The following is a 15,057-nucleotide window of genomic DNA, read 5'->3' on the forward strand; positions in this document are numbered from 1 at the left end:
GGCTCCCATCACGAGACACAGGGCTTATGCGGCCATTCGCGGCGCGCCGCCTTGATCCAGCGCAAATGCCGAGTCTGAAGGATGCCATCGTATCCGGGCCGGGACACCTTGCCCGCGCTTTCGCACCTGCAACGATTCACCCCCTGTTCGCGTTGGCATCCATGTGCAAGACTGTGCGCAAAGGCACTCTGCGAGGTGCCGCACAGAAATTTGCGAGAGGAGACAACGCCATGGCCGAAGCCCTGTATCCGGTTCCCGAGGACTGGGCGCGCGATGCGCTGATCGATGCCGAGCGGTACGAGACGATGTACCGCCAGTCGATCGAGGACCCGGACGCTTTCTGGCGAGACGAGGCCCAGCGGCTCGACTGGATCAAACCGTTCTCGGTGGTGAAGGACACCAGCTTTGACGAGGCGGACTTCAACATCTCGTGGTTCACCGACGGCACGCTGAACCTCTCGGCCAACTGCCTCGACCGCCATCTGGCCGAGCGCGGGGATACCGTGGCGATCATCTGGGAGCCGGACGATCCGACGCATGACGTACGCCGGATCACCTATCGCGAGCTTCATGAGCAGGTCTGCCGTTTCGCCAATCTGCTCAAGGCGCGCGGCGTCAAGCGCGGCGAGCGGGTGACGATCTACTTGCCGATGGTGCCCGAGGCAGCCGTCGCCATGCTGGCCTGCGCGCGGATCGGGGCGATCCACTCGATCGTCTTCGCCGGATTCTCCGCCGATGCGCTGGCGGGCCGCATTCAGGACTGTGACAGCCGCATCGTGCTGACTGCGGATCAGGGCCTGCGCGGCGGCAAGGCCATCGCACTCAAGGCCTGCGTGGACGAGGCGCTGGAGCGCTGCCCCGGCGTCGATACGGTAATCGTGCTCGCGCATACCGGCGCCGAGGTTGCGATGAAGGACGGTCGCGATATCGACTGGGCTTCGGGCGTCGCCGACCAGAGCGCCGAATGCGCGCCTGCGGAAATGCGCGCGGAAGATCCGCTGTTCATCCTCTATACTTCGGGATCGACCGGCAAGCCCAAGGGCGTGCTCCACACCACCGGCGGCTATGCCGTGTGGGCGGCGATGACGCATGAATACGTCTTCGATTACCGTCCCGGCCAGATCTACTGGTGCGCCGCCGATATCGGCTGGGTCACGGGACATTCCTATGTCGTCTACGGCCCGCTGGCCAATGGCGCGACGACGGTGATGTTCGAGGGCGTGCCGAACTGGCCCGATCCCTCGCGCTTCTGGCAGATCGTCGACAAGTTCCAGGTCGAGGCGTTCTACGGCGCGCCGACAGCCCTGCGCGCGCTGATGCGCGAGGGCGACGAGTGGGTGAAGAAGACCTCGCGCCAGTCGCTGCGGGTGCTGGGATCGGTGGGCGAGCCGATCAATCCCGAAGCGTGGTCGTGGTATCACGAGGTGGTGGGCGAGGGACGCTGCCCGATCGTCGATACCTGGTGGCAGACCGAGACCGGCGGGCACATGATCACCCCGCTGCCCGGTGCCACAGCGCTCAAGCCCGGTTCCGCCAGCAAGCCGATGTTCGGGGTCAAGCCGATGCTGCTCGACAACGACGGCAAGGCGATCGAGGGCGCGGGCGAGGGCTGCCTTGTCATCGCCGAATCCTGGCCCGGCCAGATGCGCACCGTCTGGGGCGATCACGAACGCTTCTTCCAGACCTATTTCAGTACCTTCAAGGGCTATTACTTCACCGGCGACGGATGCCGCCGCGATGAAGACGGCTATTACTGGATCACCGGACGCATCGATGACGTGATCAACGTCTCGGGCCACCGCATGGGCACGGCGGAGATCGAATCGGCGCTGGTTGCCCATGCCAAGGTGGCCGAAGCGGCGGTCGTCGGCATGCCGCACCCGATCAAGGGGCAGGGCATTTATGCCTTCGTCACCTGCAATTCCGAGGTCGAGCCCGACGATTCGCTGCGCAAGGAGCTGATCCAGTGGGTCCGCCACGAGATCGGCCCGATCGCGACGCCCGACGTGATCCAGTTCGCGCCGGGGCTGCCCAAGACCCGCTCGGGCAAGATCATGCGGCGTATCCTGCGCAAGATCGGTGAGAACGACGTGTCGAACCTTGGCGATACCTCGACGCTGGCTGATCCTTCGGTGGTCGATCACCTGCTGGCGAACCGCCCGCAACCGGCGACGGTGTAAGGTACGCTTGCTTAGGCGGCACCGGCCCTCTCCCCCACCCTGCCACCCGCAGGATACTACCGTTGGGTGCAGGGTGGGGGAGAGGGCCGGTGCCGCGAAAATTCGCATGGCGCGAATTTTCAAACGGACTCTCAGGCCTTCAGGGCTTCGAGCAGGCGCTCCATCGCGGTGCGGATCTCGGCGGGATCGCGGGCGAAGCACAGGCGCAGGTGGCCGCGGCCTTCCTCGCCGAAGCCTTCGCCCGGCGCGATGCCGACGCCAAGCTCCACGGCCTTGCGGGCGAGGGCCACGCCGTCGGTCAGGCCCTCGATGCGCGGGAACAGGTAGAACGCGCCGCCGATTTCCGGCAGTTCGATGCGCGGATCGCTGCCCAGCACCTCGATGGCGGCAAGCCGGGCCGCCTCCAGCCGGGCGCGCTGCATGGCGACGAAAGTTTCGCCTTCCTCGCCAAGCGCGGCAAGGCCTCCGCGCTGCACGAAGTCAGGCGCGCAGGAGGTGTTGAACTCGATCAGCCGCTCGAAGGCCTGCACCAGTTCGGCTGGCGCAGTGATCCAGCCGAGCCGCCACCCGGTCATCGACCAGGTCTTGGAATAGCTGTTGACCACGACGATGCGGCGGCGCTCGTCGAAGTGTTCGAGGAACGAGGCTGGCGCCACGCCTTCGGGCAGGATGCGCGAATAGACTTCGTCCGCCAGTAGCCAGATGCCGCGCCGGTCCAGTTCCTCGACAAGGCGGGCCATGTCTTGGGGCGGCATGCGCCAGCCGGTGGGGTTCTGGGGGCTGTTGATGAGCACCACCCGCGTGCGTTCGGTGCAGGCGGCGAGGATATCGTCCACCGGCAGATCGAAGCGGGCGTTCGACAGGCGTAAGGGGACTTCGCGCACCGTGGCGCTCAGCACCTTGGGGATCGCCAGCAGGTTCGGCCATGTCGGCACCGGCACGATCACTTCGTCGCCCGGATCGACCAGCGCGGAGAGCGTGAGCAGCAGCGCGTTGAGGCCCGAACTGGTGACGGCGATGTTCCCGAAACCGGCGCTCGTCGCGAACAGGCGGCGCTGGTAGCGGTCCAGCCCTTCGCGAAGTTCCGGCAGGCCCAGGTTCGGGCCATAGCGCGTCTCGCCGCGCAGCAGGCTTTCGCGCGCCGCCTCGACGATCACCGGGGCGGTCGGCAGGTCGCTTTCGCCGAACCACAGGGGGATCAGGCCGGGCGTCCCCATCGCGGCATTGGCGATCGAGCGGATCAGCGAGCCGGGCAGCTCGCGGGCAACATCACGCATGCGCAAACGGCTCTCAGCAGGAGGTGCGACGGTGGAGCGTGGCGCAGACCTCGACCGGGTTCAGCCCCGCTTCCGGGGTGTCGAGCAGTTCGACCGCAACGCGCGCCATCTCGTCCACATCCTGATCGAACGAGGTGAGATCATAGCCCCGCCAGCGCGCGGCGGAGAGATTGTCGTAGCCGATGATGCGATAGTCGCGCCCGGCTTCGAGGCCGCGCGTGCGGCGCAGGGCGTCGATCACGCCGAAAGCGGTGACGTCGTTGGCGCAGAACAGCCCTTGGGGGACATCGTCCTTGGCGAGTTCCAATCCCGCCTGCCAGCCGCCCTCATAGGTGTAGTTGCCATCGACAATGCGCGGGGAACCGAGGCCGAGAGCCTCGACGCCTTCGATGAAGCCGCGCTGGCGGTCCATCTGCGAGAGGCTGTCCGGCGCGCCCGCGACATAGGCGAGGCTGGCTGCGCCGCACTCGTGCAGCAGGTTCGCCGCCTTCACGCCTGCCGCGCGGTTGTCGGACTGGACCACGCGGACCCATTCGCTCGACACGATCGAGTTCAGCGTGACGATCGGCAACTGGTAGCGGTCAAGCTGCTCCGCCACTTCGGGCGAGGACACCGCGAGCGCGCTGACCACGCCGTCCACGCGGTAGGTCTCCAGTTCGCCCACGGCATCGTCGAGCGCGAGGTCGCTATCGACCTGCATCAGCATGACCTGCCGGTCGGCAGCTTTCAGCGCGCGGGTGAAGGCGCCTAGCGTGGCGGTGTAGAACGGGTTCTCGAAGCTGCCGACGACCACCGCGATGATCCCGGTCTTGCCGCTCAGCATCATGCCGGGCAGGCGGCTGGGGCGATAGCCGAGTTCGCGCGCGGCGACTTCGATGCGTTCGCGCATGGCGGGCGAGACGCTGCCGCCGGGCGTGAAGCAGCGCGAGACGGCGGACTGCGAGACGCCGGCAAGCCGTGCGACATCATGTGAGGTGGGGGGCGGCGCGTCACGATGCCAGCGGCCGGAAGGGATGAATTGCCATGCACGCAATCCTTATCGGTTGTGCGCAGCATGACAACGCAATTTCGTGCAAGCCCGCCGTCAATTCGCGCTGCACCAAAGTAAAAGGGCCCAAGTAAAGGGGCCGGATCACCCCTATGGCGATCCGGCCCCTTCAGTATCTGTCAGATGTGAGCGCGCGATCAGGCGGCGGTTGCGAGGCTCGCCATGTCGATCACGAAGCGATAGTGGACGTCCGAGCGCTCCATGCGGTCCCACGCCTCGTTGATCTGGTCCATGCGGATCATCTCGACTTCGGGCAGGATGTTCTTGCGACCGCAGAAGTCGAGCATCTCCTGCGTCTCGGCGATGCCGCCGATCAGCGAACCGGCGATCGAGCGGCGACCCATGATGAGCGGCACGGTGCTGGTCTCGTCGACCGGGCCGACCTGGCCGACGATCACGAGGCTGCCGTCGACGTCGAGCAGCGGGGTGTAGGGGCTGAGGTCATGGCGCACCGGCACGGTATCGATGATGAGGTCGAAGCTGGAGGCAGCTTCGGCCATGGCATCGGCATCGCTGGAGATCAGCACGGCTTCGGCGCCGAGTGCGAAGGCGTCCTTCTCCTTGCCCGGCGTGCGGCTGAACACGGTAACTTGAGCGCCCATCGCCACGGCCAGCTTGACCGCCATGTGGCCAAGGCCGCCAAGGCCGATCACGCCGACGCGGCTGCCGGGGCCGACGTTCCAGGTCCGCAGCGGCGAATAGGTGGTGATCCCGGCGCAGAGCAGCGGCGCGGCCTTCGCGATATCGAGGCCCTCAGGGATGCTCAGCACGAATTCCTCGCGCACGACGATGTGGCGCGAATAGCCGCCTTGCGTGGCGGTGCCGTCGACGCGGCTGGGGGCCGAGTAGGTGCCGGTGAAGCCTTCGCGGCAGAACTGTTCGTGATCGTGGTGGCACTGGTCGCATTCCTGGCAGGAATCGACCATGCAGCCGACGCCGACCTTGTCACCGACGGCGAAGTTCACGACGTCGGCACCGACTTCGATGACCTTGCCGATGATCTCGTGGCCGGGAACGACGGGGTACATCGTGCCGGGCCAGTCGCTGCGCGCGGTGTGCAGGTCGGAGTGGCAGACGCCGGAATAGAGGATCTCGATGGCGACATCTTCGGGGCGCAGCGCGCGGCGCTCGAACTCGTAGGGCGCAAGCGGCGTGTCGGCCGACTGGGCGGCGTAACCGATGGTCTTCATGGGTGGGGGTCCTCATTACGGGGAAACTGGATATGCCAATTGTCGTGCCGTCTCGGGCACGGCATTGGCAGTGTGAATGTAAGCTGTCGTCAGGTAAAGATTAGCGGCTGTCGGCGCATCGAACTCATGATAGATGTTCATCAATGCAACGCGAACATCTTGCTGATCTTACCGCTCTCATCGCCGTGGCCGACGAGGGCAGCTTTACCCGTGCCGCTGCGCGGCTGGGTACGTCCCAGTCCGCGCTGAGCCACACGCTGCGCCGTCTGGAGGCGCGCCTGGGCGTGCGGTTGCTGTCGCGCACCACGCGGAGCGTCGCGCCGACCGAGGCGGGCGAGCGGTTGCTGGAGACGATCCGCCCAGCACTGGCCGAGATCGAGCGCGGCATCGGCGAAGTGACCGAACTGCGCGAAATGCCTGCCGGGACGATCCGCCTGACAGCGACGGACCATGCCGTGCGCTCGGTGCTCTGGCCGGTACTGGCCGAGTTTCTATCCAGCTATCCCGATATTCATGTCGAGATCAGCGTCGATGCGGGATTGACCGATATTGTCGCCGAGCGGTTCGATGCAGGGATCCGGATCGGCGAGTCCGTCGCGAAGGATATGATTGCGATACCCATCGGCCCGCCGATGCGGTTGGTGACGTATGCGGCGCCTTCCTACATCGAGAAGTACGGCGCGCCTGCAACGCCGCATGACCTTGCGGCGCATCGCTGCATCAACCTGCGCATGCGAACCCGCGGCATTCTCTATGCATGGGAGTTCGAGCGCGATGGTCGCGCGCTCAACGTGCGGGTCGAAGGGCAGTTCACGTGCGATAGTATCGAAATGATCGAGCAGGCCACACTTGACGGTTTCGGTATCGGCTTTGTGATGGAGGCCAGCGTTGCACACCATGTCGAGGCGGGCAGACTTGTCCCGCTTCTTGACGAATGGTGCGCGCCGTTCGCAGGCTATCATCTCTACTATGCCAGTCGCCGCCAGCCTTCTGCGGCGTTCCGTCTGCTGGTTGACGCGTTGCGGCGCAACACCCGCCGCTAGCGTGCGGCGCATGGGATCATGCCGCGCGGCGACGGCCCGTGGCGATCATGGCGTAGGAGGCGAAGAGATCCTCGAAATGCTCGCCGATGGTGCGGGCGACCGCGCCCGGACGCGGGCGGTCGCGGGCGATCTGGAGGATGGCTTTCGCGGCGGACGCGGCATCGCCGGCGGTATAGGTCAGGCCGGCGCCGCCTGCGGCGTGATCCGCTGCGCCGCCGGCATCGGGAACGACCACCGGCACGCCGCTGGCGCGCGCCTCGGCAGCGGTCATGCAATAAGTCTCAGCCTCGCAGCCATGAACGAGGCCGTCGGCGCTGGCGACGATCCGGGCGAAGGCCTCGCGGTCGCGTTCAGGGGCGAAGAGGCGGACATGCGGGTTGCCCGCGATGTGCTTCAGGATCGTGCGCTGCTCGCGCCCTTCGCCCAGCATGACAAGGCCGATCTGTGCATGGCGACTGGCCGCGTTCACCGCGTCGATCACCAGCGGCCAGCGCTTTTCCGGGGCAAGGCGACCCAGCGCAACCATCAGCGCGGCATCCGGTCCCAGATCGCAGGCGGCGAGCATGCGCGCGCGCAGGGCCTCGTCGCGGTGCGTGGGCGAGAAGCGCCCGGCCTCGATGCCCATCGGGATGGTGGCCGTCGCGTGGACGCCGCCTTCGCGCAGGCGCCGTTCGAGATCGGCATTGGCGCAGACGACCATATCGTACCGGCGCGAATTGCGGCGCAGATGCTCCCAGAAGATCGAGAACTGCCGGTCGATGGTCTGGCGCGAGAAGATCGGCCCGAGAATGCGGTAGGCATAGGCCGAAAGCGGATCGGCGTGCATCACCAGACTGCGCGGGGCATCGCCGTGCCAGTCGGCGACAAGCGAGGCCGTGCGCCAGGGTGAGGTCGCCTCGACGAAATCGGGGCGGAGCTGATCGAGCGCGTCGTGGACCTGCGCACTCTCGGCGAAGTACCAGTACTTGCGATCGAGTGGAAAGCGCGGCGATTTCAGCGTGATGATCCGCGCGTTCGGGCCGCGCTCGATCACTTCGTCGCGGTCTCCGGGGGCGAGGATCACGATCTCGTGGCCCAGCTTCGGGCCGACCGCGAGCTTCTGTTCCACATAAGTCCGCACGCCGCCGCCATGGGGGGTGTAGAAAGCACAGACATCGACGATGCGCATCGATCTGCTCCTGTTACTTCGTCGGCAGCGGGCTCATACCGAACCCGCGTTGATAGTTCATGACAATGGTGATCGGCGTCAGGCCGGGGCCAGCTGCGGCGCTGGCGGCAGCGGATTTGGGCTTGCTCCAGCCGAGCTTCGGATTGCCGCCGAAGCCGATCCCGTCATGACGCCATTCGAACTTGCGGTCGGAATCGCGGTCATGCAGCAGGCTGACCGAATAGCGCCCCGGTCCCGGCAGGCGCACGCACATGGTGACGGAGCCGGAGGCGGGAACCGGCATCACCACGCGGCGGAAGGTCTTGCCCGCGCTGACCAGAACATTGTCGTCGGCCAGGAAGTCGGTGTCGTTGTCGGGATAGACTTCGAGCTTGAGCATCCCGGCGCGGTCCTTGAGCCCGGCCACGTTGACCATAAAGGCAGGGCCACGCTCGTCGGCACGGCAGCGCCCTTCGGCCTGTCCCAGTTCGGGCGTCGAGCGCAGGCGGGGCGGCTGTCCGGCCGCGGCGGCGGCCAGCAGCGGCAGGGCGAGCAGCGCGCTCACGCCGTTTGCTCCGGCTGGGCGAGGTCGCGTGCGGCCAGCAGGGTGCCGAGCAGCAGGTGGGCGACGAGGATCAGGCCCGCCATCAGCGCCATCAGCTCGCCGATGTCCTTCTCGTGCCCCAGCATCACCACGGCGACGCCTGCGAACAGCAGATCCTTGTTCGGCACCAGCGGCAGGCGCGAGACCAGCAGGCGCAGCGTCGCGAGATAGAGCCACCACGAAAGCGGCACGTCCGGCAGCACCATGCGCCACAGCAGCGCGTTCAGGAAGGTCGTGCCGAAGATGCGGAACAGGTGGACGCGGGTGATCATCCAAAGTTCGGGGCGCGAAAGCGTGAACACCCGCTTGCGAAAGGCCATGGCGGCAATCGAGATGACCACGATCACGCCGAGGGAAAGCGTCAGCATCCGGGTATCGAGCCCAAGGCTGGTCGTGCCGACCAGCGGCAGCATGATCGCCAGCAGGCCCACGGTGACGCCGTTCCCGGCCATTGCCGAGAGGATCGCCACGTCCTTCACGCCGCCGAACGGCGCGTCGGTCAGCGCGCCGCGACGCCGTGCCCAGGTGTAGAAGTAAGCCTCGCCCAGATAGCCGAGCAGCAGTTCGTTATAGACCTTCTTGCGCAGCAGCGCGAAGAATCCGGCGCCGGGCAGGCTCCACAGCCGATGGAAGATCATCCAGTCGCAGGCTGGCGTCAGCAGATAGAACGCCGCGAAGGTCAGCCAGAAATCGGGGCGCGTGGGCACCATGCGGATCAGGTGATGGACATCGAGGCCACCCAGTTCGTGGATGACCGCCGCGATCACGGCCAGCGACAGGCCGATCGAGATCAGCGCATTGCGGCCCCGGTTGGAGGTGCGGTCCTGCGGGATCAGGTTCAGCGACGGTGCCGGACTGGCCACGGTTCCGGGCAAGGTCAGGGCCATGGCGGGAGAAGTGTCGGACAAGCTAGGGAACTCCCGAAGAGTCAGAGCGCGCGGCGGCGCCGGCCATCGACACCGGCCATGCTGGGGGGCATGGTCCGGGGTGACGGCGATGGGGTGGTTGCAGCGGCCCGTGTCCCCTTCAGGTCCGCCATGAGATCGAGATATTCCACCGACGCCGCCTCGATCTCGTAACGGGCGGCAACGGCGCGCGCGGCGGCGTTGGAAAAGGTGTGGTCGCGCAAGCCGTTCATGGCCGCCGCCAGAGCCTCGACATTGCGCGGGGCGACCAGCAGGCCGATGCGGCCGTGATCGAGAAGCCCGGACATGCTGGCGCAGCAATCCGTCGCGGCCACCGGAAGACCCGCTGCCAGCGCTTCGACGACGACGCCGGGCAGGCCTTCGTAATCGGAACTGAGCACGAAGGCATCGGCCTTGGCCAGCAGCCCGTCGACGGAGCCGAGATGCCCCGGCAGATCGACCGAAGCGGCAATGCCCAGTTCTGCCGCGAGGCGTTCCAGCCGGGCACGTTCCGGGCCTTCGCCCGCGATCGTCAGCCGGTCGCCGCGCTGCCATACGGCGGCGAAAGCGCGCAGCAGCAGCGGGTAGTTCTTCTGCGTCACCAGTCGCCCGGCGCTGACGAAGTGCATGGCGCCATCGCGGCGCTCCGGCTGGCTGATCCGGGCGAGGGTTTCGATGCGGTGGCGGGAGAGGATCGGATTGGCGATCGTGCAGACCTGCTCTGGCGCGGCGGTGGTCGCGCGCAGCACTTCGTCGCGCATGGCGTCGGAAAGCGCGATCATGCGGTCGAACAGCCGGGCATGCAGCCGCAGCCACGCTGCATAGCCGCGCCGCAAGGCAGAGGGCATGTCCGCCCGCTCCAGTGCGTTGCTGATCTTGAGGACCATCGGCGGCATCCGACGCTTCAGCACCAGCGGGGCCAGCAGTCGCACGAGTGCGCCGACGATGGCATAGGTATTACCCGGAAGGAACACCACGTCGGTCTCGTTGCGGCGCAGATAGCGCAGCAGCGTGAAGATCATCCACGGCGTTTCCCACGCGACCGAGGCATAGCGGTTGGGAATGCGCCAGTAGTTGATCGAAGGCGCGCTCGACAGGTGACGACTGGCGATCCGGCCCAGCACGACCGTGACGTCATGCCCCGCCTCATGCCACCGGGCTGCCAGATTGACGCCCACGCGCTCCACGCCGCCGGGATCGAGGCTGTGGATCGGCACGGCGATCCTGAGGCGCACCGTTTGCGCGGCAGCTTGGTTCGGTTCGGTCATTGCGACGCTCCTGCCTGCGGCGACTGGATTGCCCGCGAATTTCGCGCGTGTGCCAGCGGCTGCCTCGCTGCCCGCTGGTACGGATAAGTCATGTCGGTCCTGTGACGACGCTCTGCGACGCGGCAGACTTGCGAGCCAACTTGAGACAGGAGCGCGACGGACATCGGGTGTCAGGCCAGCAGTTCGGCGTAGCGGGCGGGGCGGTGCGTGCGCACGAAGCGTGCAAGCGTCGCATCGATGCTGCGGATCAACGAAGCCTTGGTGACATCGCCGGGATGCACGGCAAGGCGCACGGTGTTGAGGCGCGGCAGGGCGAGCCGGGCAAGCGAGGCGAAGGCGAGCGAGGAGGCCGTGCGCATCGTCGAGCGGCTGGCCCAGGTGATCACCGGGCCTTTCGCCAGTTCACGGCCATCGCGCGGGTCCCACACCCGCATGTGATCTTCGGCAAGCGGGAAGCCGACATCGCGCAGCGCCGCGCGGGCGCCATCGCCATAGAGCCAGGCAGGGGCGATGAAGCCTGCGGTCGGGCGGCCGATGATGTCCTCGATCAGCGCCTTGCCATCGCGCATGCGCTGCAGCGCCGTCGCATGGTCGAGACCCAGGAACTCGCCTTCGCCGGCGGTCATATGACGCGCCTTGAACCGGGCCATCCCATCCGCATGCTGCTGCGTGTCTTTGTGAAACCATCCGTGCACGAACATCTCGACGCCGCGCTCTGCCCAGACCCGCAGTTGCGTCTGAAAATTTTTGTCTGCCGCAAGTGGGTGCTGTCCCCAGTGATCGGGGACGACCAGCATTGCGAAGCGCGCGGTGCCAAGATGTTTTTCGAACAGATCGACGAGGCGCGCGACGCGCTCGGCAGCGCCCGGCCCTACGTCGTGGATCGAGGCGAGAAGTCGTTTGTCGGGACCAGTCGCAGGCAGGGACATGTAACAGCGCTCCACCGCAGAATGCGGCTGGGACGCGCTATTATGCTGATCTCATGACGGCGCCATGAACAATGTGACAAGGCGGCGGTTCACCTTTGTACCAAAGGGTCGCAGCCTTGCGAAAGGGGCGTGTCAGGTGCCTGAATTCAGGCTTTCTTCCGGCGGGGAGGAGGGCGGCGCAGTCAGCAGATGGCCGTTCTCGTGATCGGAAATCTGTGGCGGGGGCACGCGCAGCCAGCCCTTGTCGTGCAGCTTCGTGCCGAGCCGTTCGCTGGAGGTCAGGCTGATCAGCCAGGGCGAGATGAGCAGGCCGATGGTGAGCGGCAGGAGCCAGATCGCCGTCACCTTGTCGATGAAGAATGTCCCCAGAAATACGAGGCCCAGCAGCAAGTGCTCGCGCAGATCGGGCACGATCTCGCGTACCTGGATGCGCCGCGCGCCGCGCTGCTGCGTGGTCCAGCCTGCGGAAATGCCGGTGAGCAGCCCGAGCAGCGCCTTGGTCTGCGTGACCATGGTGACAGGCGCGAGCAGGATGGCCAGCGGAACTTCGAGCAGCACCGATTTCAGGACGCCGAGCGTACCGCCAAAAGCGGCGCGGCGGCCCCTGTCGGCCAGCATCCAGATAGTGCCCATCAGCTTGGGGCCGAACAGCAGCATGACCGTCAGCCACAGCACTTCGGGCGGGGTGGCGGCGGCAAAGCGCTCGTCGCTGCCCAGCGTCGCGGTCTGGGCGATGGCGGTGATCAGCAGCAGCAGCCAGCCGGGGGAGGTGAGGTAGGCGGTCGCGCCGATCAGCAGGTGCAGGCGGCTGACCCAGTGCAGGCCGGACGAGCCAAGGAGTTGCAGATGCTGCAGGTTACCCTGCATCCAGCGGCGGTCACGGATCGCCATGTCGACGATGGAGGGCGGAAACTCCTCATAACTGCCGCCGATCATCACCATGTGAACGGCCCAGCCGCGACGGCGCAGAAGCGCGGATTCGAGCATGTCGTGGCTCAGGATATGGCCACCGAACGGTGCCTTGCCCGGCAGTTCGGGAAGCCCGCAGCTTTCGGCGAAGGCGCGGGTGCGCACGATAGCATTGTGCCCCCAGAAGTTCGCCTCCGCGCCCGACCACCACAGCAGCCCTGCCGAGGCGATGGGGCCGTAGGCCTCGCTCGCGAACTGCATCCAGCGCTGGAACAGCGTGGTCGGGTTGATGATCATCGGCACCGTCTGGAGCAGGCCGATCGAGGGGCGCTCCTCCATGATCGAGGCCATGCCGACAATGGCGCTGCCGCTCATCATCGAATCCGCGTCGAGCACCAGCATGTTCTCGTAGGCCGCGCCGAAGCGCTGCACCCATTCGGCGATATTGCCGGGCTTGCGCGCAGTGTTCTTCTCGCGGCGGCGGTAATAGACCGGGATCGGCGATTCAGCCGCGACCTCGCGCGCCACGGCCTCTTCGCGCTTGCCGTGGAAGGGGTTGGAATCGCTCAGGATAAAGAAGTCGATCCACTCACCGCCGCCAGCGCGGGCGATCGAGGTGGTCATCGCGCGGACGCGGGCGAAAACCTCGTCCACGTCCTCGTTGTAGACCGGCATCAGCACGGCGGTGCGGTGGCGCAGCGTCGAGGCGGGGCTGGGGATCGCGGTGAAGCCGGGATGCTCGCCGCTGATCAGCTTCAGAAACCCGATGGTTGAGGTGACGAATCCGAACGAGATCCAGAAGAACAGCGGCACGAAGAAGATCAGCAGGGCGATCTCGAAGGCATCGAGCCCGTCGCGCGCAAAGGCCATGCGCACCGAACTGGAGGCGGCAAGCCCGATCAGTGCGGTCAGCGCGATCAGCAGCAGGCGTTTCACCAGCATCCCGTGCGGACGGGTGAGCACTTCGTGCGAGGCCGGCGGATTGCCGTCGAGCCGCTGGACCGGCATCTCCATCGGCGCTTCGGCCGGGAGCATGGGGGCGGCGGCAGGTTCGGTCATGGTCAAGGTTCGATAGCCTGTATCACGGTTTCGGTCAGGGCGGTTCCCTCGTGCTGGAGGAACAGCCGGAAGTCCGGGGCAGGAAGGCCCGCAGGCTTCAGATCGATCATGGCCCGCCACATATCGTCAGTTCCGACAATGGGATAGGCCTCGGCGGCGATCAGTGCCGCCTGGGGGACGCTCGACACCAGTTTGACCCCGCTCTCGCGGGTCAGCCCTTTCAGCGAGGGACCGGCGAAATCGTACACGAATTTCAGGCCGTCGGCGATGTATTCGTGTCCGGGGATACCCGCGGGGCCAAGGAAGCTGTTGATGCAGCGCGCGTTGGCATCGATCGTCGGGTCGTTCGAGGTCCATGTCAGGCGATAGCCGAAATCGCGCCGTTCGCCCGCTCTGGCAGGCGCATCGCCGCGCCAGAACACGGCGATGTTGTCGAGCGTCTCGGACTTCGTGGGCATCTCGTAGAGATAGACCGCGCCCGCCCCCCAGTCGCCCTGTGGCTCGACCCAGAGCGAGGGGCGCTTGTCGTAGAACACGCCATCGTCCTCGTAATGGTCGAAATGCTGGTCGCGCTGGAGCAGGCCGAAGCCCTTGGGATGATCGGCGCGGAACGAGAACATCTTTGCGCCTGCCGGATCCTGCAAGGGGCGCCAGACCCGCTCCCCGTTGCCAGACCAGATCGCGAGGCCATCGGAATCGTGGATTTCCGGGCGCCAGTCGGGGCGCTTGTGCGGATCGGCCTGATCGTACCAGAACATGCTGGAGGCGGCGGCAAGGCCAAGCTGTTCCACGTCCTTGCGCAGGAACAGCGTTGCGCGGATGTCCTGCACCACGCCTGCATCGGTCTTCGCGCAGTCGAAGGCGTAAGCACCGGTCAGGCTGGGGCCTTCCATCAGCGCATGGACCCGCACGCGGTCGGCACCCGTTTCCTCGAACCAGAACTTGGTGAAGTTGGGAAATTCCTCGCCATGGTTCGATCCGGTGTCGATGGCGATGCCGCGCGCCGAAAGCCCGTACTGGTCGCGACTGCCCGAGGCGCGGAAGTAGGATGCGCCCATATAGGCCAGCCAATCGGACTTGCCGTCGGGCGTCATCACCCGGAAACCTGCCGCATCGGAATGGGCGCTGCCCACGAACAGCCCGGTGGTATCGACCACGCGACGGGCCTGTCCGTCCTTCACCAGCGCGATCTCGACCGGGAACGGCGCGTTGATCTTCGCGGCGGGGAACAGGCGGACATTGCCCGCAAGCGTCTTTGCCGGGCCATAGGTGGCCTTGACGGCGCTGTCATAGTCCGGCGCGGCATTGGGTGTCGGCTTGGGCGCCACATAAGGGGCTGCCGCCAGTTTCCGTGCCATCGCCACCAGCACATCCCAGGAGAACGGTTGCGGCGCCCCCAAATGTACTTGCGGCGATGTTGCGGCAAGCACCTGTCGCGGCAGGCCGAACGTGGCGGCGAGGGCTGCCAGCAAACCACTCGCCTCCCGCCGAGTGACGG

The 15,057-nt window shown here is 66.4% G+C and carries 12 protein-coding genes; 2 read left to right on the forward strand and 10 right to left on the reverse strand.

The features are described from left to right. Nucleotides 1-230 precede the first annotated feature (230 nt). Nucleotides 231-2,180, forward strand: coding sequence for an acetate--CoA ligase (acs, locus tag CI805_RS08555; protein WP_260921883.1), 1,950 nt, complete (start codon nucleotides 231-233; stop codon nucleotides 2,178-2,180). Between the two features lie 131 nt (nucleotides 2,181-2,311). Here acs and CI805_RS08560 read toward each other — a convergent pair whose 3' ends face one another. The 3 genes from CI805_RS08560 to CI805_RS08570 all read right to left on the reverse strand — a co-directional run bounded on the left by CI805_RS08560 (nucleotide 2,312) and on the right by CI805_RS08570 (nucleotide 5,695). Next, nucleotides 2,312-3,457 (reverse strand): pyridoxal phosphate-dependent aminotransferase, encoded by a 1,146-nt coding sequence (locus CI805_RS08560; RefSeq protein WP_260921885.1) that lies wholly within the window; start codon nucleotides 3,455-3,457, stop codon nucleotides 2,312-2,314. Nucleotides 3,458-3,470: 13 nt separating this feature from the next. Further along, nucleotides 3,471-4,490, reverse strand: a complete 1,020-nt coding sequence (locus CI805_RS08565) for a LacI family DNA-binding transcriptional regulator (RefSeq protein WP_260921887.1) — start codon at nucleotides 4,488-4,490, stop codon at nucleotides 3,471-3,473. Nucleotides 4,491-4,642: 152 nt separating this feature from the next. Continuing rightward, nucleotides 4,643-5,695, reverse strand: a complete 1,053-nt coding sequence (locus CI805_RS08570; RefSeq protein WP_260921890.1) for an NAD(P)-dependent alcohol dehydrogenase — start codon at nucleotides 5,693-5,695, stop codon at nucleotides 4,643-4,645. 143 nt (nucleotides 5,696-5,838) lie between these two features. Here CI805_RS08570 and CI805_RS08575 point away from each other — a divergent pair, with 143 nt between their 5' ends. Beyond that, nucleotides 5,839-6,738 (forward strand): LysR family transcriptional regulator, encoded by a 900-nt coding sequence (locus tag CI805_RS08575; RefSeq protein ID WP_260921893.1) that lies wholly within the window; start codon nucleotides 5,839-5,841, stop codon nucleotides 6,736-6,738. A 16-nt stretch (nucleotides 6,739-6,754) separates the two neighbouring features. On the opposite strand, the gene CI805_RS08580 is transcribed toward CI805_RS08575, so the two are convergent. The 7 genes from CI805_RS08580 to CI805_RS08610 all read right to left on the reverse strand — a co-directional run bounded on the left by CI805_RS08580 (nucleotide 6,755) and on the right by CI805_RS08610 (nucleotide 15,031). Further along, nucleotides 6,755-7,906: a glycosyltransferase gene (locus tag CI805_RS08580; RefSeq protein ID WP_260921896.1), complete on the reverse strand. Its 1,152-nt coding sequence runs from the start codon at nucleotides 7,904-7,906 to the stop codon at nucleotides 6,755-6,757. 13 nt (nucleotides 7,907-7,919) lie between these two features. Next, nucleotides 7,920-8,450, reverse strand: a complete 531-nt coding sequence (locus tag CI805_RS08585) for a DUF2141 domain-containing protein (protein WP_260921898.1) — start codon at nucleotides 8,448-8,450, stop codon at nucleotides 7,920-7,922. After that, nucleotides 8,447-9,397, reverse strand: a complete 951-nt coding sequence (locus tag CI805_RS08590; protein WP_313958478.1) for a hypothetical protein — start codon at nucleotides 9,395-9,397, stop codon at nucleotides 8,447-8,449. Before CI805_RS08590 ends, CI805_RS08585 begins: the two co-directional genes overlap by 4 nt. A 20-nt stretch (nucleotides 9,398-9,417) precedes the next feature. Continuing rightward, complete coding sequence (locus CI805_RS08595) at nucleotides 9,418-10,662, reverse strand: glycosyltransferase (protein ID WP_260921900.1); 1,245 nt, start codon at nucleotides 10,660-10,662, stop codon at nucleotides 9,418-9,420. A gap of 170 nt (nucleotides 10,663-10,832) precedes the next feature. Further along, a complete protein-coding gene (locus tag CI805_RS08600) occupies nucleotides 10,833-11,591 on the reverse strand; it encodes a polysaccharide deacetylase family protein (protein WP_260921902.1) in 759 nt (252 codons plus the stop codon). A gap of 132 nt (nucleotides 11,592-11,723) precedes the next feature. Next, nucleotides 11,724-13,559 (reverse strand): glucans biosynthesis glucosyltransferase MdoH, encoded by a 1,836-nt coding sequence (gene mdoH / locus CI805_RS08605; RefSeq protein ID WP_260921904.1) that lies wholly within the window; start codon nucleotides 13,557-13,559, stop codon nucleotides 11,724-11,726. A gap of 2 nt (nucleotides 13,560-13,561) precedes the next feature. After that, a complete protein-coding gene (locus CI805_RS08610) occupies nucleotides 13,562-15,031 on the reverse strand; it encodes a glucan biosynthesis protein (RefSeq protein ID WP_260921914.1) in 1,470 nt (489 codons plus the stop codon). Nucleotides 15,032-15,057 lie beyond the last annotated feature (26 nt).

The organism is Novosphingobium sp. 9 (assembly GCF_025340265.1).
Classification (GTDB): domain Bacteria; phylum Pseudomonadota; class Alphaproteobacteria; order Sphingomonadales; family Sphingomonadaceae; genus Novosphingobium.

What these genes read in the sequence shown, in the direction of transcription:
- acs (WP_260921883.1), top strand. Translation starts at nt 231, where the DNA reads ATGGCCGAAGCCCTGTATCCGGTTCCCGAGGACTGGGCGCGCGATGCG.
- CI805_RS08560 (WP_260921885.1), bottom strand. Translation starts at nt 3,457, where the DNA reads ATGCGTGATGTTGCCCGCGAGCTGCCCGGCTCGCTGATCCGCTCGATC.
- CI805_RS08570 (WP_260921890.1), bottom strand. Translation starts at nt 5,695, where the DNA reads ATGAAGACCATCGGTTACGCCGCCCAGTCGGCCGACACGCCGCTTGCG.
- CI805_RS08575 (WP_260921893.1), top strand. Translation starts at nt 5,839, where the DNA reads ATGCAACGCGAACATCTTGCTGATCTTACCGCTCTCATCGCCGTGGCC.
- CI805_RS08580 (WP_260921896.1), bottom strand. Translation starts at nt 7,906, where the DNA reads ATGCGCATCGTCGATGTCTGTGCTTTCTACACCCCCCATGGCGGCGGC.
- CI805_RS08595 (WP_260921900.1), bottom strand. Translation starts at nt 10,662, where the DNA reads ATGACCGAACCGAACCAAGCTGCCGCGCAAACGGTGCGCCTCAGGATC.
- CI805_RS08600 (WP_260921902.1), bottom strand. Translation starts at nt 11,591, where the DNA reads ATGTCCCTGCCTGCGACTGGTCCCGACAAACGACTTCTCGCCTCGATC.
- mdoH (WP_260921904.1), bottom strand. Translation starts at nt 13,559, where the DNA reads ATGACCGAACCTGCCGCCGCCCCCATGCTCCCGGCCGAAGCGCCGATG.